Genomic DNA, 19,735 nt, shown 5'->3' on the forward strand with positions numbered 1-19,735 from the left:
GCGGCGGGCAGCCGCTCCAGGGCCTCGCCCCAGAGGAACTTTTCGCCCATCAGCAGCGCGGCATAGTACAGCCCCCACAGCACGAAATTCCAGGCGGAGCCGTGCCATAGCCCTGTCAGCATCCACACCACCAGCAAATTGATGAGCTGGCGGCCCTTGGAGCAGCGGTTGCCGCCCAGGGGGATATACACGTAATCCCGGAACCAGAAGGACAGCGTCATGTGCCACCGCCGCCAGAACTCGGAGGCGGACCTGGCGATATAGGGGTAGTTGAAATTCTCCGGCAGGCGGAAGCCGAACACCCGGCCCAGGCCGATGGCCAGGTCGGTGTAACCGGAAAAGTCGAAGTACAGCTGCAAGGTGTAGGCGATGGCGCCCAGCCAGGCCAGCCCCACTGTCAGCCGGTCCCCGGCGGCAAAGGCGCCGTCGGCAATCTGCCCCAGGGCGTCCGCCAGCAGCACCTTTTTGGCCAGGCCGAAGCAGAACCGGGTCAGGCCCTCCGCCGCGTCCCGGACGGTCTCCCGCCGGTCCGTCATGGCCGGGGCGAACTCCCCGTAGCGCAGGATGGGGCCCTGGAGAATCTGGGGGAAAAAGGCCATGAACAGCGTCAGCCGCAGAGGGTTTCTCTCCGGCGGCACCGTCCCCCGGTACACGTCGGTGACGTAGGCCACCGCCTGGAACACGAAAAAGGAGATGCCCGCCGGCAGCACCATGGCGAGAACCGCCACGTTCAGCCCCAGGGCGTTCAGGTTCCCCGCCAGGAAGCCGGTGTATTTGTACACCACCAGCATGCCCAGGTTTACCAGGATGCCCGCCAGCCACGCCGCCTTCCGGTGAGGCCGTCCCGGGGCGCAGGCCAGGCCGGAGACATGGCTCACCAGGCAGCTGACCAGCAGCGGCGGCAGCAGCCGCACGCCGCCCCAGCAGTAAAAGGCAAGGCTGAAGGCCAGCAGTACCAGATTCCGGCCCCGCCGCAGCCGGGCAGGCAGCAGGAAGTAGCACACCAGCACCGCCGGCAGGAAGCCGAACAGAAAGCTCATGCTGCTGAACGCCATGGCCGCATCCCCCTTTCTCCGAAAAATTTCAACAGATCTTCCGCAGCGCCAGCAGATACAGCGCCAGCGCCAGGCCCGTCAGCATCCAGCAGATGGCCTGGGTGGCTGCCCGGTAGCCTCTGGGCGGCTCCCCCTGCTCCCGGGTGCGGAACAGGTTCCAGCCGAAGGCCGTCTCCGGGAAGGCCGCCGCCAGCAGCACAATGGCGCTGACGAACACGTTCAGGCCGTAGTCCGCCCAGCTGCCCCGGGCGTACAGCGGCGGGTCCAGTGCGAAGGCCGCCGCCTGGGCCCGGTTCAACCCCGCGGGCGGTTCCTTTCCCGTGCCGGGGGTGATGCCCACGGCGGAGTCCGGGGACCAGCGGCCCTCGGTGTCAAACCAGCCCCGGCTGCCGGTCTGCCCCGGCAGGAAGGCCCCCTCAAACAGCACTTCTCCGTCCTCCGTGACGCGGATGCCGGGGACGGCGTCCCCGTTTTCCGTGATCACAGACGCCAGGGGGTACTCCACCACATAGCGCTTCTCCGCGGCGCCGCGGGAGAAGTCCACCTCCGCGCCGGCCTCTGTCTTCCGGACGGTGACCTCAATCTCAGCGCCCCGGACCTGCCCGGAATAGACCGTCGCGTTCTCTTCCTCCGTGACACTCAGCAGCGTGCCGTCAAAGTAGACGCCCCGGGTCTGGCGGGAGCGGGCGGTCAGCACGCCGAACACCAGCATCATGCCCGCCAGAAGGAATATCAGCAGTTTTTGTGACCACGTGCGCTTTTTCATACGGTTCTCCTGTTTACCCTTCGCCTTTCAGCTGAATGATGCGGTCCCGCAGGATGGCGGCATACTCGAATTCCAGCATCTTCGCCGCTTCTTTCATTTCTTTTTCCAGACGGGCGATCTCCTCCTCCCGCTCCTGCTGGCTCAGCTTCCGCTTCTTCCTGCCACGGAGGGTATCGCTCTCCGCCGTGGTGGAGATCTCCAGCACCTCCCGCACATCCTTGATGATGGTTTTGGGCACGATGCCGTGGGCCTGGTTGTAGGCGTCCTGAATGGTGCGGCGGCGCTCCGTTTCATCCATGGCGGACCGCATGGCGGGGGTGATCTGATCGGCGTAGAGGATCACCAGGCCCTCCGCGTTCCGGGCGGCACGGCCGATGGTCTGAATCAGGGACGTCTCCGACCGGAGGAATCCCTCCTTGTCGGCGTCCAGCACCGCCACCAACGACACCTCCGGCAGGTCCAGGCCCTCCCGCAGCAGGTTGATGCCCACCAGCACGTCGAACTTTCCCAGCCGCAGGTCCCGGATGATCTCCATCCGCTCAATGGTCTCCACGTCGGAGTGCATATACCGCACCCGGATGCCGGCGTTTTTGAAATACTCCGTCAGGTCCTCCGCCATCTTCTTGGTGAGGGTGGTCACCAGCACCCGCTCGCTTCTGGCCGCCCGGGCGTTGATCTCGGCGATGAGGTCGTCAATCTGGCCCTCCACCGGCCGCACCTCCACCTTCGGGTCCAGCAGGCCCGTGGGCCGGATCACCTGCTCCACCGTCTGGCCGGAGCGGCTGCGCTCGTACTCGCCGGGGGTGGCGGAGACGTAGATGGCCTGGTTGATGCGCTGCTCGAACTCCTCGAACTTCAGCGGCCGGTTGTCATAGGCGCAGGGCAGGCGGAAGCCGTACTGCACCAGGGAGTCCTTCCGGGCGTGGTCGCCGTTGTACATGGCCCGCACCTGGGGCAGCGTCACGTGGCTCTCGTCCACAAACAGCAGGAAATCCCTGGGGAAGAAGTCCAGCAGCGTCATGGGGGCGGAGCCCACCGGCCGGCCGGAGATCACCCGGGAGTAGTTCTCGATGCCGGTGCAGTAGCCCAGCTCCGTCATCATCTCCATGTCGTATTCCGTCCGCTGGCGGATGCGCTGGGCCTCCACCAGCTGGTTGTGCTCTTCAAAATACGCCACCCGCTCCTCCAGCTCTTTTTTGATCTCCTTCACCGCCCGGTCCATCTTGTCCTGGGTGGTGACGTAGTGGCTGGCGGGGTAGATGACCACGTGGGTCAGGTGGCGGTCCGCCGTGCCGGTGACGGGGTTGAACTCGCTGATGCGGTCGATCTCGTCGCCGAAGAACTCCACCCGCACCGCCCGGTCCTTGTAGTAGGCGGGATAGATTTCCACCGTGTCTCCCCGGACCCGGAACATGTTCCGCTGGAAGGCCACGTCGTTGCGCTCGTAGCGGCACTCCACCAGCTTCTTCAGCAGCGTCTCCCGGCTGTACTCCGTCCCCGCCCGCAGGGAAACCGCCAGCCGGGCGAAATCCTCCGGCTCACCCAGACCGTAAATGCAGGACACGGAGGCCACCACGATCACGTCCCGCCGCTCCAGCAGGGCGAAGGTAGCGGACAGCCGCAGCCGGTCGATCTCCTCGTTGGTGGCGGCGTCCTTGGCGATATAGGTGTCGGTGTGGGGGATATAGGCCTCCGGCTGGTAGTAGTCATAGTAGCTGACGAAGTACTCCACCGCGTTCTCCGGGAAGAACTCCTTGAACTCGGAGCACAGCTGGGCCGCCAGGGTCTTGTTGTGGGCCAGCACCAAAGTGGGCCGCTGAACGGCCTCGATGACCTTGGCCATGGTAAAGGTCTTGCCGGAGCCGGTGACGCCCAGCAGCACCTGCTCATCCAGGCCGTTGTCCACGCCCTCGCTGAGGGCGCGGATGGCCTCCGGCTGGTCGCCGGAGGGCTGGTAGGGGGAATGAACCTTGAATTTGGGCATGGTACACCTCCGTCAGAATCAGCCCCGGGGCAGCAGGCCGGAGTCCGCCATGGAGACGAAATCCCCGTCTGCCACGATGATGTGGTCCAGCAGCGGCACGCCCACGGCGTCCAGCGCCCGGGCGGCCTGCTCCGTGGCGCCGTAGTCCTCCCGGGAGGGGAGGGCGATGCCGCTGGGGTGGTTGTGGGACAATATCACGCCGCTGGCGCCGGTGAGCACCGCGTTTTCCACCAGCTTCCGCACGGAGAACCCGGCGCCGGACAGTCCGCCCTCGCCTAAGCGGCGGCACACCAGCAGCTTGCCCTTTTTGTCCAGGCACAGCTGGTACACCGCCTCGCCGCTCTCCCCGGCAAACCGCTCCGCCAGGTACCGGCCCGCCGCCTCCGTGGAGCTGAGAACCGTCTCCCGCTTCGCGCCCTCCCTGGCCCGGCGGCACAGCTCCGGCGCCAGTTTCACCAGCACCGCCGCGCTCTCGCCCACGCCCTCCACCTGCCGCAGGTCCGCCGCCGGGGCGTCCAGCACCCCCTGCAGGGAGCCGTACTGCTCCAGCAGCCGGTGGGCCAGATCGTTGGTGTCCCGCCGGGGAATGGCGTAAAACAGCAGCAGCTCCAGCAGCTCACAGTCGGTGAACTGTCCGGCGCCGCCCTCGGCAAAGCGATGGCGCAGCTTCTCCCGGTGACCGTCGTGCATCCCCACGTCTCCCACTCCCTTCGGATCAATGCCGTAATGTCGTATCAGGGTATTATACCATTTATTCCGCGCTCTCACAAGCGTTTCTTTCCGTTCCGGCTGTCCTCCCCGGGCGGGCTGTTCCGGCGGAAATTGTTCCCGATTTTTCCGGGATCTTACGTGATTTGGGTTGACAAGCGGCGTTTTTGGGCATACCATAGTTATATTAAATCAATATGGTCCGGTAGGTAAGGCTACCGCACGGATATGGGTTGCTGCCGCGAAATGATGGAGACATCATGAGAGGGTATGAACAGGCGATATCGAACACGAAGGTATCATCTAACGCAACTGCACCGCCTTGCGGAGCTAAAGCTTGAACGGTAGGGAGGTTCCGCGGCGCGCAGGAGCCTCCGGCGCATCGGCGGCAGCCCTCAGCCTTTCCGGACGGAGAGACGAGGGGCTGCATTTTTGATTTTGACCCATTTCAGCGGGAAAGGAGGACGCGCCTGTGTTTGATTACGAGGACGCCGACGAACTGACCAAGTTCGCAAAACAGATCGAGGATCTGATCCACCGAAAACAGTATGCCCAGCTCCGCGACCTCCTGCTGCCGCTGGAGGCGGCGGACATCGCCCTTCTGATGATGGAGTCGGAGGAGCAGATTCTGCCCCTGGTGTTCCGGCTGCTACCCAAGGAGCTGGCGGCGGAGGTGTTCGTGGAGCTGGACTCCGACCAGCAGGAGATGCTGATTCAGGGCTTTTCCAACGTGGAGCTGAAGGAAGTGCTGGATGAGCTGTACCTGGACGATACCGTGGACATTGTGGAGGAGATGCCGGCCAACGTGGTCAAGCGCATTCTCCGCCACTCGGACCCGGACACCCGGAAGAGCATCAACGAAATTCTGAAGTACCCCGAGGACTCCGCCGGCAGCATCATGACCACGGAGTTCGTGGACCTGAAGGCCTCCATGACGGTGGAGGACGCCTTCAAGCGCATCCGCCGCACCGGTCCCGACAAGGAGACCATCAACATCAGCTACGTCACCGACGCCGGCCGCCACCTTCTGGGGCTGGTGTCCATCCGGACGCTGCTGTTTGCCGACGACAGCGAGATCATCGAGGACATCATGGAGACGAATCTGGTCTCCGTCACCACCCTGGACGACCAGGAGACGGTGGCCATGGCCCTCAGCAAGTACGACTTCCTGGCATTGCCGGTGGTGGACACGGAGAACCGGCTGGTGGGCATCGTCACCGTGGATGACGCCATCGACGTTCTGCAGGAGGAGACCACCGAGGATATTGCCAAGATGGCCGCCATGGCCCCCTCCGACAAGCCCTACCTGAAAACCGGCGTGTTTGAGACCTGGAAGGCCCGCACCCCCTGGCTGATGATTCTGATGCTCTCCGCCACCTTCACCGGCATCATCCTCACCAAGTTTGAGGATTCCCTGGCGGCCTGCGCCATCCTCACCTCCTTCATTCCCATGCTCTCCGGCACCGGCGGCAACAGCGGCACCCAGGCCTCCACCGCCGTCATCCGCGCCCTGTCCCTGGGCGAGGTCCGGTTCGGCGACCTGCCGAAGGTGCTGTGGAAGGAGTTCCGGGTGTCCATCATCTGCGGCATCTGTCTGGCCGCCGCCAACTTCGTGAAAATGATGCTCATCGACCGGTGGATGATGCAGAACCCGGACGTGACGCCCCTGGTGGCGCTGGTGGTCTGCGCCACGCTGGTGGGCACGGTGCTGTGCGCCAAGCTGGTGGGCTGCTCGCTGCCCATTCTGGCGGAAAAGGTGGGCTTCGACCCGGCGGTGATGGCCTCCCCCTTCATCTCCACCATTGTGGACTCCCTGTCCCTGCTGGTGTACTTCCGGTTCGCCACCCTGATTCTCCACATTTAGAAATGTGAAATGAAGAAACGAAGAAAGCAGGCGCCTGACGGCGCCTGCTTTCTTCAATCAGCGGCAAATACAGAGTGCTCTCATGGAAGAGCGCGGCAGCGGGTTAAATGGAGAAGGTGCGGTAATAATCACTCAGCAGGCTGGCAAAAGACTTCTTCATATCAGATACCTCCAATCAGATTTGACGGTTGAAACGGAACACCCTTTACAGGGAGAAGGTGCGGTAGTAATCGCTCAGCAGGCTCTCAAAAGACTTCTTCATATCAGTTACCTCCAATCAGACTTGACGGTTGAAACGGAACACCCTTTACAGGGAGAAAGTGCGGTAGTAATCGCTCAGCAGACGCTCAAAAGACTTCTTCATATCAGTTACCTCCTGTCAGTTCAGAAACCCGGTTGAATGGAATCTCTTACAGAGCAAACGTGCGGTAATAGTCGGAAAGGACCTCGCTCCACTTCTTCATATCAGACGCCTCCTTTTCTGGTTTCGTCAATCCTTGGTAAAGAGCCGGGGACTCAATTCAGGAACAGCGTCCCGCAGCAATCCGTAGTGGTCAGAATCAGTTTTTTCATTCCGGTAAGCCCCCTTAGCTCCTGTTGTATTTTTTTGTCCCTTCCCTTGGGACACGTTTATCCTAACACGGTTTTTCAAAAAAATAAAATACGTATTGTATTGTAATTACCATATCATTCTGATATGATAGCAGCGAGGTGAAGTGCCATGGAACTGCGTACCCTGCGGTATTTTGCGGTGGTGGCCCGGGAGAAGAATATCACCCGGGCGGCGGAGCTGCTGAACATGAGCCAGCCGCCCCTGAGCAACCAGATGCACAATCTGGAAGCGGAGCTGGGGGTGCAGCTGTTTGTCCGGGGCAAGCGGCGGCTGACGCTGACGCCGGAGGGGGAGCTGCTGCTGCGCCGGGCCCATCAGCTGCTGGACCTGGAGGAAAAGACCCGGCAGGAGCTGGCCGACATGCTGGGCGGCATGTCCGGCACCGTGAATCTGGGGCTGGTGGAGGGCCGGGCGCCGTATCTGGCGGCCCGGTGGATCGCCGGGTTTCAGGAGGAGTTCCCCCGGGTGCGGTACAATCTGTGGAACGGCAGCAGCGACGACGTGCTGGACCGGCTCCACAAGGGCCTGGCGGACCTGGCGGTGATCGCCACCCCCTATGACACGGAGCATGTGGAGGGCTTTTCCGTAGGCGGCGAGTCCTGGGTGGCCATGATCCCCAACAGCCATCCCCTGGCCCGGATACCGGGGTCGGAGGTGCCCCTGGCCAGTCTGGTGGGACAGCCCCTCATTGTCCCCTCCCGGAAGTCCCGCATCCTGGCCATCCGCCAGTGGTTCGGGGAGATCGGCCAGGAGCCGGACATTCTGTGCGAGATGTCCAACTATGTGGACGCGGTGGCCCTGACGGAGCAGGGGGTGGGCATCAGCATCTTCCCCCAGACCACCTTTACCCCCAATGACCTGCTGGTGTCCAAGGTCATCACCCATCCGGCCCGGCAGGTGGAGTACGTGCTGGTGTGGAGCAAGGAGCAGACCCTCTCCCCGGCGGCGGAGGAGTTCCGCAACTACGTGCAGGACATGCTGGAGGCCGCCCGGCAGTGATTCCCCAAGACGCGAAAAGAGGAGCCGGAAGGCTCCTCTTTCCTGTTTTTACGCGTGGCGCACCGGCCGCCCCAGCCAGCGGCGCAGCGTGGTCACGCAGTCCTCATGAACCACAGCCCTGGCGTTGAAGCGGTACAGCCGGAACACGAACTGCAGCAAAAAGCTGATGCCGAACATGAACAGCACCGTGCCCACGCCCACCGGCGCCCCCAGCAGCCAGCCCGTCACCAGCACCGTGCACTCCACGCAGAACCGGGCCAGCCCGATGGGGATGCGGGGCCAGTGCTTGCCGACGGAAATCATCAGGGAGTCCCGGGGGCCGCAGCCCATGGCGGCGCCGATGTAGTAATAGGACCCCACGCAGATCAGCAGCTGGCCCGCCAGCAGCACCGGCACCCCGGTCAGCATGGACCGGCAGTCGGGCATCAGCTCCAGCCACTCCAGCACGTCCACAAATTTGCCGATGAGCACGGCGTTGCAGATGGTGCCCACGCCGATGGGCTCCCGCAGTGCCAGGTCCAGCACCAGCACCGCCGCGCTGGTCACCGCCACCGCGTCGCCGAACAGCATCCCCGTGCGGAGGGACACGCCCTCGGCAAAGGCATCCCAGGGAGAAAGGCCGATGTTGGCCCGCAGCTCCAGATAGATTCCCGCGCCGCACAGCAGCAGCCCCCAAATCAGCCGTCCCAGCCGCTTCCACTCCATGGTGACGTCTCCCCCTGTTTTTCCAAAAATCGACTTATTTTACAGCCGAATTCCCGGGTTGTCAACTTGCGCCATGCATATCCCGACCGGAACGGCACAGACTATTCCCGGCGAAAGCCAGATTTCGTTGAACAGGAGGAATATCCATGAGCAAGGACTGCACCAACAGCGGCTGCGACTGCACCCCCAACCAGAGCATCAAGTGCACCGTCAACAACTGTGCCCATCACTGCCAGGACAGCAACTACTGCGGCCTGGACAGCATTACCGTCGGCACCCACGAGGCCAATCCCACGGAGATCAAGTGCACGGACTGTGAGAGCTTCCGTCTGAAGTAACGTCCCCTGTTCTTCCCGGTCCGGCGGTCCTCCGGGGCCGCCGGACCACGCTCCGCGGTACATAGGAGGTGAGGCGGTGAAATCTGTCTGGAGGGCGCGGCTGGCCGGCGCAGCGGCGGGGCTGGCCAACGGCTGCTTCGGCGGCGGAGGCGGCATGGTGTTTCTGCCGCTGATGAGCCGGGAGCGGGAGTTGTCGGGGCGGCAGCTGTTCGCCACCTGCGTGGCGGTGATTTTTCCGGTGTGCGCCGTGTCCGCCGGGATCTACCTGCTGCGGGGCGGCGTGTCCCTGACGGAGGCGCTGCCCTATCTGGCCGGAGGTCTGGCCGGCGGCTGGGTGGGCGGAAAGCTGTACGGAGGGGTGCCGGTGAAGCTGCTGCGGTGGGTGTTCGCCGTCTTCCTTCTTTACGCGGGAGTGCGGTACCTGCGGTGAAGATATGGCTGACCTTTCTCTGCGGCTTCGGCGCCGGGGTGGTGTCCGCCTGGGGCGTGGGCGGCGGCACCCTGCTGCTGTTGGTGATGACGTTGTTTCTGGGGGTGGACCAGCGCACCGCCCAGGGTGTCAATCTGCTGTTTTTCCTGCCCACCGCCGCCTCCGCCCTGATCTGCCACGCCCGGGGCGGCTACCTCCACAGGCCCACCCTGAAGGCCGCCGTTCCGGCGGCGGTGCTGGCGGCGCTGGCGGGATCGTGGCTGGCCACCGGCGTGGATGTGGACATGTTCCGCCGCCCCTTCGGCGCGTACCTGCTGCTCTCCGGCGTCCTGCTGGTGTGGCCGAAGCGCAAAAAATGACCTGTCCGCCGGACAGGTCATTTTTCAGCTTGTCAAAGAACCTCCATTTGGAGATAAAGAGGTTTGTTTTTCAGGGGGAGTACGAGGGGGCGGGAGTCCCCTCGTGTGGAATCGAATGCCTGCAAAAAGCTTGCGCAGCAAGCGTTTGCGCCGCATAGCGGCAGCTTTTTGGCCTGCGCAGCAGGCAAAAAAGCGAGGCATTGTAAAGGTTATCAGTCCTCCACGGATTCCGTCAGGTCCAGCGTCACCGTCAGGTACTCGCCGTCCCGCCAGATCGTCATCTCCATCTGATCGCCGATGCGGAAGCGGCGGCGCACCCGCAGCAGGTCGCTGCTGGAGGTGATGGGCTCGCCGTCCACCTCCACCACGTAGTCGTCCACCAGGACGCCGGCCCGGTCCGCCGCGCTGCCCGGGTCCACCGCCTGCACCAGAATGCCCACGGTGCCGTCCGGCAGCGCCTCGCCGATGATGCTGACGGACACGCCGATCCGCGGCTCCGGCAGCACCTCGCCGTACATCAGCAGCTGGTTGACGATATACTCCAGGGTGCTGGTGGGGATGGCGAAGCCCAGGCCCTCCACCGTGGAGAAGTCGGAGTACATTTTGATGGTGTTGATGCCCACCACCTGGCCGTACCGGTTGATGAGGGGGCCGCCGGAGTTGCCGGAGTTCAGCGCAGCGTTGGTCTGCACCAGCGTCATGCTGCGGCCGTCCACCTGCACGTCCCGGTTGATGGCGGAGACGATGCCGTCGGTAAAGGTGCCCCGCAGCTCCACCCCCAGGGGGTTGCCGATGGCGTACACCGGGTCGCCCACAACCAGGTCGTCGGACCGGCCCAGCTCCGCCGCCGGCAGCTCCGTGCCGTCGATTTTCAGCACCGCCAGGTCGTTGTTCCGGTCGCCGGCCACGTATTTGGCCTCAAATATCCGGTTGTCCGCCAGCAGCACCTGGCACCGCCAGCCGCCCTCCACCACGTGGTAGTTGGTCAGCAGATACCCGTCCTCCGTGAAGATGACGCCGGTGCCGATGCTCATGCTTTTGTCCAGCCACACCTCCACCGTCACCACCGACGGGTTCACCCGCCGGTAGATCTCCTGGGGCGTCAGGGCCTCCCCGTGGGATTCCTCCAGCCGGAGGGCCATTCCCTCCGCCGCCTGGCAGGTGGGCAGGTCCACTGTCAGCTCCTGCTCCTCCCATTCCCCGCCGTGCCAGTCCTCCTGCCCGGTGAGCCGGGGCCAGAAGAAGGCGGCCGCCGCCAGGGCGCACACCACCACCGCGCACAGCAGGAATATCCAAAGCCCCTTCTTCCGCCGCCTGGGCGGTTCCTCCCGCGGCGGGGGGCACATGCTTCCGGGCAGGGGGCGGGTATAGACCCCCACCACCTCCCGGTACTCCGGCGGCCGGTAGGTTTCCACCACCTCGCCGGGGAGACGCCGGTTATTTTCCTCTGTCATCATTGCTCCCATCCTCGGTGCGCAGGGAGAACGAGAAGGTGGTAACGCCGTTCTCACTGGTGACGCCGATTTTTTCCTTATGCTGCTCCAGAATGGTCTTGACGATGTAGAGCCCCAGGCCCACGCCGTCCTTGTCCTCGCTGCGGGATTTGTCGCTCTTGTGGAACCGCTCGAACAGCAGCGGCAGCTCCTCCGGCGAGATGGTCTCCCCCTCGTTGCGCACCGTGACGGTGGCCCGTCCGGCGGAGGGCCGGACCCCCAGATAGAGGGTGGAGCCGGGCCGGGCGAACTTGGCCGCGTTTTCCAGCAGGTTGTAGATCACCTGGGTGATCATGTCGTTGTCCCCCAGCACCAGAATCGGCTCTTCGGGGATGTCCGCGTCCACATCCAGATCCCGCTGGGTGATCTTGGTCTCCATGGAGATCAGCACCCGGCGCATGCTCTCGCACAGGTCGAACTGACCGCCGGTTTTCAGGGGGTCCATGGCCTGCAGCTGGGACACGTCCAGCATCCGCCGCACCAGCCGGGACAGCCGGCGGCTCTCGTCGGAGATGATCTGCAGGTACTTCTTCTCCTGCTCCGGCGGAATGGTGCCGTCCAGAATGCCGTCGGTATAGCCGGCGATGGTGGTCATGGGGGTTTTCAGCTCGTGGGAGATGTTGGCGATGAACTCCCGGCGCTGCCGCTCCGTGTGCTGGAGGGACTCGGCCATGGTGTTGAAGGAGGCCGCCAGCTCGCCCACCTCGTCGTTGCGCTGATAGTCCTTCATGCGGACGTCAAAGTCCCCCTCGGCGTAGCGGCGGGTGGCCTGGGCCATCTCCCGGATGGGCTGCACCAGGTGCATGGCGGTGACGGAGGAGGCCATGAAGGAGATCATCAGCACCGCCAGCGCCGTCATGAAGAACAGGCCGATGAAGCCCTGCCACATGGCGTCCAGGGAGGTGACAGTGGCCATGGCAATAGCCACGCCCACCACCTGGCCGTCCCCCAGCCGGGCGGGGACGCCCACGATGAACTGCTTTTCCGGATAGATGCCCCCCAGGTCGCTGCGGACGGAGCAGCTGCCCTCGTCCAGCACCCGCCGCACCAGCTCCGCCGGCAGCGTCAGCACCATACCCTCCAGGTCCTCGTCGGTGGAAAGCAGGGCATGGCCCTCCGTGTCGCTCACCAGGAAGTCCACGTCGGACACGCCGGCGGCGAAGGTGGCCAGCTGCTCCAGCTCCTCCTCGTCCTGGAACCGGTAGTTCTCCAGATAGCCGGCGGACAGGCGGGCCACCACCTCCGCCTTGCTCCGCAGCTCCGTCTCCCGCTGCTGGCGGGCGTAGTTAAAGCTCAGGGAAAAAAAGGAGACGCCCAGCAGCACCAGCGTCAGCATCACCATGCCGGCGGTGACAAACAGCTGCCGCCAGTACAGTCCCCGAAAGCGTTCCTGCAGTCTTTTCTTCATGCGGATCCTCTCCAAAGCGCTCTGCGCCGGAAGGCCGCCCCCCGGGCAGCCTCCGGCGCGCCGTTGTTCCGTTATTGCTTCTTGTCCGCCTGGGCGCTGTCCGTCAGCTCAAACTTGTAGCCCACGCCCCAGACCGTTTTCAGCGCCCACTGGTCGCTGACGTTCTCGATCTTCTCCCGCAGGCGCTTGATGTGCACGTCCACCGTCCGGGAGTCGCCGAAGTAGTCGAAGCCCCACACCTCGTCCAGCAGCTGGTTGCGGGTGTACACCCGGTTGGGGGTGGAGGCCAGATGGTACAGCAGCTCCAGCTCCTTGGGGGGCGTATCCACCTTTTTGCCGTCCACCGTCAGCTCATAGGAGTCCAGATTGATGATCAGCTTGTCAAACGTCAGCTTCTTCCGGGTGTCGTCGGGGATCTCCGTCCGGCGGAGCACCGCGTTGATGCGGGCGATCAGCTCCTTCATCTCGAAGGGCTTGACGATGTAGTCATCCGCGCCCATCTCCAGGCCCTGGATGCGGTCAAACACCTCACTCTTGGCGGTGAGCATGATGATGGGCACCTTGGAGGTCTCCCGGATCCTGGCGCAGACGGCCCAGCCGTCCATCACCGGCAGCATGATATCCAGCAGGATCAGGTCCGGCTCCCCTTTCTGAAATTCCTCGATGGCTTTTCCGCCGTCGCCGGCGATGCGGACATCAAAGCCCTCCTTCACCAGATACATCTGGATCAGGTCGGAGATGTTGCGGTCGTCCTCCACCACCAGAATGTTGCGTGCCATGGTCATTCCTCCCATTCGCGTATGGCCGGTGTCTCTCCGGCCTCCTTTGTGTCCATTATAGACGGGTTTCCGCCCCGATTGTTGAATGGTTTGTAAATTTCCGGAAGTCAATCCGTTTCCGTCAGCCCCACAAGGCGGTGGTCCGCCTGCTGGGCCAGCCGCAGCAGCGCCCGCAGACCTCCGCTCTCCGCCCTGGCTCCCAGCCAGACGGTCTGGCCGCCCTTGCGGCCGCTGATCTTTTTCAGCAGGGAGCTGGCGGCGCTGGTGGTCCGCAGGCCCGTCTCCGCCCAGTCCACGTCCGGCGTCAGGCAGCAGTAGCCCGCCGCCTCCGCCGACTGGCGTCCCGCGTCCGCGGCGTTTTCCAGCACGCACAGCCGGGTCTTGACCCCCGCCGTCCGCCACAGAACCTCATTGGCCAGCCGCAGCTGCTCCGCCGGGTCCGCCTCGCCGGCGCAGTCCGCCGTCAGGCCGATGGTCTGGCCCGTGGCGGCCATCCGCCGCACCAGGTCCCGCTGCTGCTCCAGCTGCTCCGCGGAGAAATAGAAGGCGGCCCGGGCGCCGCTGCCGTCCAGCAGGTCCAGCAGCTCCTCCGTCGTCTCCGCCGTGTCCGCCCGGAAGCACAGCCGCACCGTCTGGCCCGCGGCGGTCTCCGGCGGCCGGACGGTCTCTCCGGCGGTGCCGGGGGACTCCGTCTGCTGCCCGGCGCTCTTCGCCGCCAGATACTGCTGGTACTGGCTGTCCATCCGGGTGCTGCCGGCGTCCGCCAGGGTGCGGTCGCTGAGCACCGCCTTGTCGCTGCGGACCCGCAGCAGATACCCGTGCTCCACCCGCATATTGGCGTAGCCCAGCTCAAAATAGGCGGTCACCAGGCTCACCGGCACAAACACCACGCCGTTCCGGAGGATGGCGGGGGGATAGTAGCCGTAGCCGTCGGAGTTGTCCACCCGGTTCCGCGCCAGGTCGAAGTACAGGGCGTTGTTGGCGGTTTTCCGGGAGTAGACCACCGCCATGTTCTTGGAGGAGTTGTAGAAAAAGCCGGTGTACAGGTCCTTGTTCTCAAAGAGGGACCCGTCCACGTACAGATCGCCGTTGGCCCAGAAGGGCATGGTGGCCTCCGTCAGCTCCCGGATGGTCTCGTTGGCGGCGGTGAAATACACCCCCGCCGCGGCGGCGGCATCCGGCGCGGCCATGGCAATCATCAGCAGCACCGCGCACAAAACCGCCGTCAGCTTCTGCCGCATCCGTTCCGCCCCCTTTCCGTCTTTTGAATATGGTATTTTACCACACTTTCCGGCTTTTTGTAAAGGTCACCCCGCCGGGTACGGCCCGATGGTGACGCCGGTATAGTAGTGCAGCAGGATCTCCCGCCAGGTCTTTCCCTCTTTGGCCAGGGCGTTGGCGCCGTACTGGCTCATGCCCACGCCGTGGCCGTAGCCGGTGACGTAGAACACCGCCTTCCCGCCGCCCACCTCCAGATCAAAGGAGGCGGAGCGCAGGCCGAAGACAGTCCGCACCCGGCTGCCCTTCACGGCGACGCCTCCGATGGTGATGCTCTCCACGTTGCTGCCCTCAGTGCGCTTCACCTCCCCCACCCATTGGCTTTCGCCGCCGGACAGGTCCGCCTCCGGGCAGGCCGCCAGGAACTTCTCCCGGAACTCCGCCGCGGAAAGCTCCACCCGGCTGTAGTAGTTGGGAACCTCCTCTCCCTCGGGGCTGGAGACGCTGCGCAGGTAGGGCAGGTCCTCCGTCCAGACGGTGCCGGCGCTTTTGGTCTGCCCTGCGGAGGAGGAGTGGAACACCGCCAGAATGGGCTGGCCGTCATAGAGGATCACCTGGCCGTCGGTGGCGGCCACGGCGTTTTCCACCTTGGCCTCGTACCGCTCCGCGTCGGCGCCCCAGTTCTCCGCCGCCGTCTCTTTGTCCAGAAAGGCCTGGCAGCAGGTGTGGTCGCCGCAGATGTCCGCCGTGTCGGCGTGGCGGGAGCCGCCGGCAAGCTGGTAGCGGGTGTAGGTCCGGGCGGCCACCGCCTGGGCGCACAGGGCCTCCTGGGCAAAGGCGGCGGGCATCTCCGCCCGCACCACCCCCGCCAGGTACTCCCCCATGGTCATCTCCCGGACTTCCTCCCCCAGCAGCACCCGGATGGTCTCGCCGCTGTCCGTCTCCCCGGGAGGCAGAATCTGAATGGGCTCCGGCTCCTGTTCCCCCGCCGTCTCCCGGCGCTCCCCGGAGAACAGGGGCAGCAGAAACAGCAGCCCCGCCAGGGCCAGCGACACGCCCACGCAGCACGCCCCCCGGGCGGAGCCTTTCCTCCGCCGTTTTCGCTTCAACCTGCTCACCTCCCGCCGTCCCGTGGGACAAACCTCTCCCGCAGTCTATGCGCATGGCGGCGGGATAATGCTTTTTCGCCAGTTTACCACACTTTTCGCCCCGGCGCCACCGGAATCCGTCATAGACAACGGCGGGCCGCCGTGGTATACTGAATAAATCCACCGGCCCCGGTTTTCCGCGGGACCGGGAAAACCTCCCCCGCCCCGGCGGGGGATACGGGAGAGCCTGACATGAAAAAATACGTTTCCATCCTGTTCACCGCCCTGGCGGGCGGCGGACTGTCCTTTGTCCTGCGGCTGGCCCAGAACCGCACCGGCTTCGAGCCGGACACCGGCCTGCCCATCCCCGGCAGCGGGTTTGCCCTGGCGGTGCCGGTGGTGCTGGCGGCCCTGGCGGCGGCGACGGCGGTGCTGTGCCGCGGCCTGCCCTCGGAGAAGGAGGACACCCCCGGCACCTTCCCCGACTACTTCCAGGCCCGGGACACCCTGACGCCCACCCTGCTGGTCACCGGCGCCTTTCTGTGGCTGCTCTCCGGCGGGCTGGAGCTGTTCACCGCCCTGGCCTACCGGCAGGGGCTGGTGCTGGGGCTGGTGACCTCCGACGGCCTGTTCTCGCCGGTGCTGGCCATTCTCTCCGGCGGGCTGACCCTTCTCTCCGCCCTGGCGCTGTTCCCCATCATCGCCGCCTGCCGCACCGGCGGCAGGCACACCTCCTCCGGCGTCTCCCGCCGTCCCCTGAACAGCAACCTGCTGCTGGTGCCGGTGGCGGCGCTGGTGCTGCGGCTGGTGCTGGTATACCGGGAGGACTCCGTCAACCCCTCCATCTCCGCCTATTACGTGGGGCTGCTGGCCCTGGCGGCCCTGATTCTCAGCTTTTACCGGGCCTCCTCCTTCGGCTTCCACTGCGGCCGCACCCGCCGCTTCGCAGTGTACGGTCTCTGGGCGCTGACACTGGGGGTCACCGCCCTGGCGGACAGCCGCTCCCCCGCCTCCGCCCTGCTGACCCTGGGCGGCATCCTGCTGGTGACGGGGCTGCTGCTGATGCGCTTCGCCGCCCTGGCCCACGAGGCCGCCAAATCGAAAGAAGCCTGAACCGCGCGGAGGGGGATTTCCCCTCTGTGCCTTTGCAAACAGGAACAGGGCCAGCCGGATGGCTGGCCCTGTTCCTTATTTTTTGGAAGATTGGATGAAAAGAAGTTGTCTCTTGCAATTTTTAGGATACGGGGAGTTTGTTAAAGAAACCACCCTCAATTGTTACAAAAGATTTAAATCTTTTCCTCCAGCGAAAACAGACAGCGGAAGCGGCTTATCCCTCCGCGCCGCCTCCGCCCCGCTGGAGCAGGCCGTCCACCAGCCGCCGCATCTCCTGTTTGGACCGGACGGCGTGGGCACGCTCTGCGAACTGCTTCTTCTCCTCCGCCGGCAGGGCCTCGAACTGCTTCATGGCGGCCTCGTTCTGGGCCAGGGCCATTCCCAGCCCCAGGGGCAGCTCCGTTTTTTCCACAGTCATCACCTCGCCGGTCAGTATGCCCGGAACGGGGCGGACTATGCCTGGTCCTTCTGCCGCAGGTCCCGGAAAAAGTCCCGCAGCACCGCCTGGCACTCCTCCCGCAGGATGCCTCCCACCAGGGCGGGGCGGTTGGGGAACTCCTCCATAAACAGGTTCGTCACGCCGCCGCAGGCCCCCATGGCCGCGTCCCGGGCGCCGTAGTACACCCGGGGGATGCGGGCGTTGAGAATGGCCCCGGCGCACATAGGGCACGGCTCCAGCGTCACGTACAGCGCGCAGTCCTCCAGCCGCCAGCTGCCAAGGGCGGCGTTGGCCTCCGCCATGGCCTCCATCTCCGCGTGGGAGCAGACGGCCTGCTTTTCCTCCCGGCGGTTGCGGCCCCGGCCCACCACCGCGCCGTCCCGGACAATGACGCAGCCCACCGGCACCTCTCCGGCGGCCGCCGCCTCCTTCGCCAGGGCCAGCGCCTGACGCATATAGTCCTCGTGTTCCATGGTCCGCGAACCTCCTCTCCGGAATATTTCTGGAATATTTGGCAAGACTTCCCGTAGAATCCAACAGACGTTCCAAAGGAGGAACTGCCATGAAAATCCGATTTTCCCAGAAGAAAACCGCCCCCGACCCGGAACTGGAAACCCTGAAAGCCGAGCTGGACACCGCCCAGGCGGACCTGCAGACGGCCTACCGCCAGTTTGACCTGGCCGTGGAGCCGGAGCTGGTGGAGTCCTGCGTGTATCAGATCAGCGCCGTGCAGGCCAGGTGCAACTACCTGATCCGGGCCATCAAGGCCCGGCAGCCCGCCGTGGCCGCCGCCCTGCCGCCGAAGGAGGATGTCACATGGACCTGAAACAGAAGATTCTGGCCGGCCTGCTGGCCGGCTTTCTGCTGGTGGCCCTGATCCGGGTGTTCAGCGTGCCCCTGAAGGTGACGCTGAAGCTGCTGGCCAACACGCTGCTGGGCTTCGGGGTGCTGTGGCTCATCAACCGCACCGCCGCCCTCACCGGCGTCAGCCTGGGGCTGAACCTGTGGAACGCCCTGACCATCGGCATTCTGGGCCTGCCGGGGGTGGTACTGCTGCTGTTGGTCCAGTGGGTATTGTAGCGCTACATAGGCACTTTATCCGGGTACCGCGGGAAAAAACAAAAATCGGAATCGAGAAAACGAGAGAAAACAAGAGATATTCAAAGCTTTCACGAGATAAGTGAATGCTAAATGAATTTGTTGTTGACAGTGGGATTTCCCTGTGCTATAAATATTCATGCTCCGATTTTACCCCGGAGCAATTGATTTGTAAAGCAAATACACTATATAGTACGGAGGAAACACCATGTCCACTTTTATGGCGAACAAGGCCAACATTGAGCGCAAGTGGTACGTTCTGGACGCTGCCGGCAAGCCCCTGGGCAAGACGGCTGTCCGCGCCGCCGACCTGCTGCGCGGCAAGAACAAGCCCACCTTCACTCCCAACGCCGACTGCGGCGACCACGTCATCATCATCAATGCCGCCAAGGCCGTTCTCACCGGCAAGAAGGGCGAGCAGAAGATCTACCGCACCCACTCCGGCTGGGTGGGCGGCCTGAAGGAGACCCCCTACCGCATCCTGATGGCTGAGAAGCCCCAGCTGGCCATGGAGGTGGCTGTGAAGGGCATGCTGCCCAAGAACAGCCTCAGCAAGAACGCCCTCAAGCGCCTGCACATCTACACCGACGCCAACTACGAGCAGCAGGCTCAGAAGCCCGTCGTTCTGGACGCTGAATAAGGAGGAACAAGAGAATGTATCAGTCTAAGAAGCCCTATCTGTATGGCACCGGCCGCCGGAAGTCCTCCGTGGCCCGCGTTCACCTGTTCCCCAACGGCACCGGCTCCATCACCATCAACGGCCGTGACATCGACGATTACTTCGGTCTGGACACCCTGAAGATGGTGGTCCGTCAGCCCCTGGAGGCCACCGGCAACGAGGGCAAGATGGACATCGTTGCCACCGTCACCGGCGGCGGTGTGTCCGGCCAGGCCGGCGCTCTGCGTCACGGCATCGCCCGCGCCCTGCTGCTGGCTTCCGAGGACAACCGCCCCATCCTGAAGAAGGCCGGTTTCCTGACCCGCGATCCTCGTATGAAGGAGCGCAAGAAGTACGGTCTGAAGGCCGCCCGTCGTGCTCCCCAGTTCTCCAAGCGCTGATTTTCCGTATCTTATCTGTTGTACAGAGAATCCCCGGAACCGCAGGGTTCCGGGGATTCTCTGCGTTTTGGGCCAAACATGTAGGATTGTCAAACATATTGGACAGAGAACTCAAAAGGAGATAGCCAGCCAAGAGGCCTCATGGGAAAGTTGTTGGAACGGCGGTTATGGATGGCAAGCTGCTTTTCGAAGTCCGCAAGGGAGTAAAAGCTGTGGGAA

At 64.2% G+C, this 19,735-nt stretch carries 23 protein-coding genes and 1 riboswitch; of the genes, 11 read left to right on the forward strand and 12 right to left on the reverse strand.

The features are described 5' to 3' along the window. From SOX55_RS08020 to SOX55_RS08035, 4 genes are all read right to left on the reverse strand, one after another. Positions 1-1,055 (reverse strand): MBOAT family O-acyltransferase (locus tag SOX55_RS08020; RefSeq protein WP_325286918.1); only part of this gene is annotated, 1,055 nt, incomplete at its 3' end. 28 nt (positions 1,056-1,083) lie between these two features. Continuing rightward, positions 1,084-1,821: a hypothetical protein gene (locus SOX55_RS08025; protein WP_325286919.1), complete on the reverse strand. Its 738-nt coding sequence runs from the start codon at positions 1,819-1,821 to the stop codon at positions 1,084-1,086. Positions 1,822-1,834: 13 nt separating this feature from the next. After that, a complete protein-coding gene (gene uvrB / locus SOX55_RS08030) occupies positions 1,835-3,805 on the reverse strand; it encodes an excinuclease ABC subunit UvrB (RefSeq protein ID WP_325286920.1) in 1,971 nt (656 codons plus the stop codon). A gap of 18 nt (positions 3,806-3,823) precedes the next feature. Further along, the gene (locus tag SOX55_RS08035; RefSeq protein ID WP_325286921.1) at positions 3,824-4,495 is read right to left on the reverse strand and encodes a JAB domain-containing protein; all 672 of its coding nucleotides are present in this window, start codon (positions 4,493-4,495) and stop codon (positions 3,824-3,826) included. Positions 4,496-4,707: 212 nt separating this feature from the next. Next, positions 4,708-4,870, forward strand: a riboswitch (M-box (ykoK) riboswitch). 115 nt (positions 4,871-4,985) lie between these two features. Here SOX55_RS08035 and mgtE point away from each other — a divergent pair. From mgtE to SOX55_RS08050, 3 genes are all read left to right on the forward strand, one after another. Beyond that, positions 4,986-6,377: a magnesium transporter gene (gene mgtE / locus SOX55_RS08040; RefSeq protein ID WP_325286922.1), complete on the forward strand. Its 1,392-nt coding sequence runs from the start codon at positions 4,986-4,988 to the stop codon at positions 6,375-6,377. A gap of 82 nt (positions 6,378-6,459) precedes the next feature. Then, entirely contained in the window at positions 6,460-6,777 is a 318-nt protein-coding gene (locus SOX55_RS08045; RefSeq protein ID WP_325286923.1) for a hypothetical protein, read from the forward strand. A gap of 321 nt (positions 6,778-7,098) precedes the next feature. Beyond that, complete coding sequence (locus SOX55_RS08050) at positions 7,099-7,989, forward strand: LysR family transcriptional regulator (RefSeq protein ID WP_325286924.1); 891 nt, start codon at positions 7,099-7,101, stop codon at positions 7,987-7,989. Positions 7,990-8,037: 48 nt separating this feature from the next. On the opposite strand, the gene SOX55_RS08055 is transcribed toward SOX55_RS08050, so the two are convergent. Next, positions 8,038-8,694, reverse strand: a complete 657-nt coding sequence (locus SOX55_RS08055) for a YczE/YyaS/YitT family protein (protein WP_325286925.1) — start codon at positions 8,692-8,694, stop codon at positions 8,038-8,040. Positions 8,695-8,840: 146 nt separating this feature from the next. Here SOX55_RS08055 and SOX55_RS08060 point away from each other — a divergent pair, with 146 nt between their 5' ends. The 3 genes from SOX55_RS08060 (at position 8,841) to SOX55_RS08070 (ending at position 9,821) form a co-directional block, all read left to right on the forward strand. Continuing rightward, on the forward strand, positions 8,841-9,032 hold the full coding sequence (locus tag SOX55_RS08060) for a DUF1540 domain-containing protein (protein ID WP_325286926.1): 192 nt from the start codon (positions 8,841-8,843) through the stop codon (positions 9,030-9,032). 76 nt (positions 9,033-9,108) lie between these two features. Beyond that, positions 9,109-9,462, forward strand: a complete 354-nt coding sequence (locus SOX55_RS08065; protein WP_325286927.1) for a TSUP family transporter — start codon at positions 9,109-9,111, stop codon at positions 9,460-9,462. After that, complete coding sequence (locus SOX55_RS08070; RefSeq protein ID WP_325286928.1) at positions 9,459-9,821, forward strand: sulfite exporter TauE/SafE family protein; 363 nt, start codon at positions 9,459-9,461, stop codon at positions 9,819-9,821. The genes SOX55_RS08065 and SOX55_RS08070 overlap by 4 nt, the downstream gene beginning before the upstream one ends. A 212-nt stretch (positions 9,822-10,033) precedes the next feature. Here SOX55_RS08070 and SOX55_RS08075 read toward each other — a convergent pair whose 3' ends face one another. The 5 genes from SOX55_RS08075 to spoIID all read right to left on the reverse strand — a co-directional run bounded on the left by SOX55_RS08075 (position 10,034) and on the right by spoIID (position 15,828). After that, the gene (locus SOX55_RS08075; protein WP_325286929.1) at positions 10,034-11,278 is read right to left on the reverse strand and encodes a S1C family serine protease; all 1,245 of its coding nucleotides are present in this window, start codon (positions 11,276-11,278) and stop codon (positions 10,034-10,036) included. Then, positions 11,259-12,722 (reverse strand): sensor histidine kinase, encoded by a 1,464-nt coding sequence (locus SOX55_RS08080; protein WP_325286930.1) that lies wholly within the window; start codon positions 12,720-12,722, stop codon positions 11,259-11,261. Before SOX55_RS08080 ends, SOX55_RS08075 begins: the two co-directional genes overlap by 20 nt. A gap of 71 nt (positions 12,723-12,793) precedes the next feature. Continuing rightward, positions 12,794-13,501: a response regulator transcription factor gene (locus SOX55_RS08085; RefSeq protein ID WP_325286931.1), complete on the reverse strand. Its 708-nt coding sequence runs from the start codon at positions 13,499-13,501 to the stop codon at positions 12,794-12,796. A gap of 107 nt (positions 13,502-13,608) precedes the next feature. Next, complete coding sequence (locus SOX55_RS08090; protein ID WP_325286932.1) at positions 13,609-14,742, reverse strand: polysaccharide deacetylase family protein; 1,134 nt, start codon at positions 14,740-14,742, stop codon at positions 13,609-13,611. A gap of 66 nt (positions 14,743-14,808) precedes the next feature. Then, positions 14,809-15,828, reverse strand: a complete 1,020-nt coding sequence (spoIID, locus tag SOX55_RS08095) for a stage II sporulation protein D (protein WP_325286933.1) — start codon at positions 15,826-15,828, stop codon at positions 14,809-14,811. A 231-nt stretch (positions 15,829-16,059) separates the two neighbouring features. Here spoIID and SOX55_RS08100 point away from each other — a divergent pair, with 231 nt between their 5' ends. Then, the gene (locus SOX55_RS08100; protein WP_325286934.1) at positions 16,060-16,920 is read left to right on the forward strand and encodes a hypothetical protein; all 861 of its coding nucleotides are present in this window, start codon (positions 16,060-16,062) and stop codon (positions 16,918-16,920) included. 214 nt (positions 16,921-17,134) lie between these two features. Here the strand turns inward: SOX55_RS08100 and SOX55_RS08105 are convergent, their stop codons facing one another. Both SOX55_RS08105 and SOX55_RS08110 read right to left on the reverse strand, forming a co-directional pair. Continuing rightward, the gene (locus SOX55_RS08105; RefSeq protein ID WP_325286935.1) at positions 17,135-17,338 is read right to left on the reverse strand and encodes a hypothetical protein; all 204 of its coding nucleotides are present in this window, start codon (positions 17,336-17,338) and stop codon (positions 17,135-17,137) included. A 35-nt stretch (positions 17,339-17,373) separates the two neighbouring features. Then, on the reverse strand, positions 17,374-17,832 hold the full coding sequence (locus tag SOX55_RS08110; protein WP_325286936.1) for a nucleoside deaminase: 459 nt from the start codon (positions 17,830-17,832) through the stop codon (positions 17,374-17,376). A gap of 89 nt (positions 17,833-17,921) precedes the next feature. Between SOX55_RS08110 and SOX55_RS08115 the strand changes: the two genes are divergently transcribed. From SOX55_RS08115 to rpsI, 4 genes are all read left to right on the forward strand, one after another. Continuing rightward, entirely contained in the window at positions 17,922-18,185 is a 264-nt protein-coding gene (locus tag SOX55_RS08115; protein WP_325286937.1) for a DUF2508 family protein, read from the forward strand. Further along, on the forward strand, positions 18,176-18,439 hold the full coding sequence (locus SOX55_RS08120) for a pro-sigmaK processing inhibitor BofA family protein (RefSeq protein ID WP_325286938.1): 264 nt from the start codon (positions 18,176-18,178) through the stop codon (positions 18,437-18,439). The genes SOX55_RS08115 and SOX55_RS08120 overlap by 10 nt, the downstream gene beginning before the upstream one ends. 226 nt (positions 18,440-18,665) lie before the next feature. Then, positions 18,666-19,097, forward strand: coding sequence for a 50S ribosomal protein L13 (gene rplM, locus SOX55_RS08125; RefSeq protein WP_325286939.1), 432 nt, complete (start codon positions 18,666-18,668; stop codon positions 19,095-19,097). 14 nt (positions 19,098-19,111) lie between these two features. Further along, positions 19,112-19,516, forward strand: a complete 405-nt coding sequence (gene rpsI / locus SOX55_RS08130; protein WP_325286940.1) for a 30S ribosomal protein S9 — start codon at positions 19,112-19,114, stop codon at positions 19,514-19,516. Positions 19,517-19,735 lie beyond the last annotated feature (219 nt).

Origin of the sequence: Dysosmobacter sp. (assembly GCF_034093755.1) — a bacterium.
Lineage (GTDB): Bacteria > Bacillota > Clostridia > Oscillospirales > Oscillospiraceae > Oscillibacter.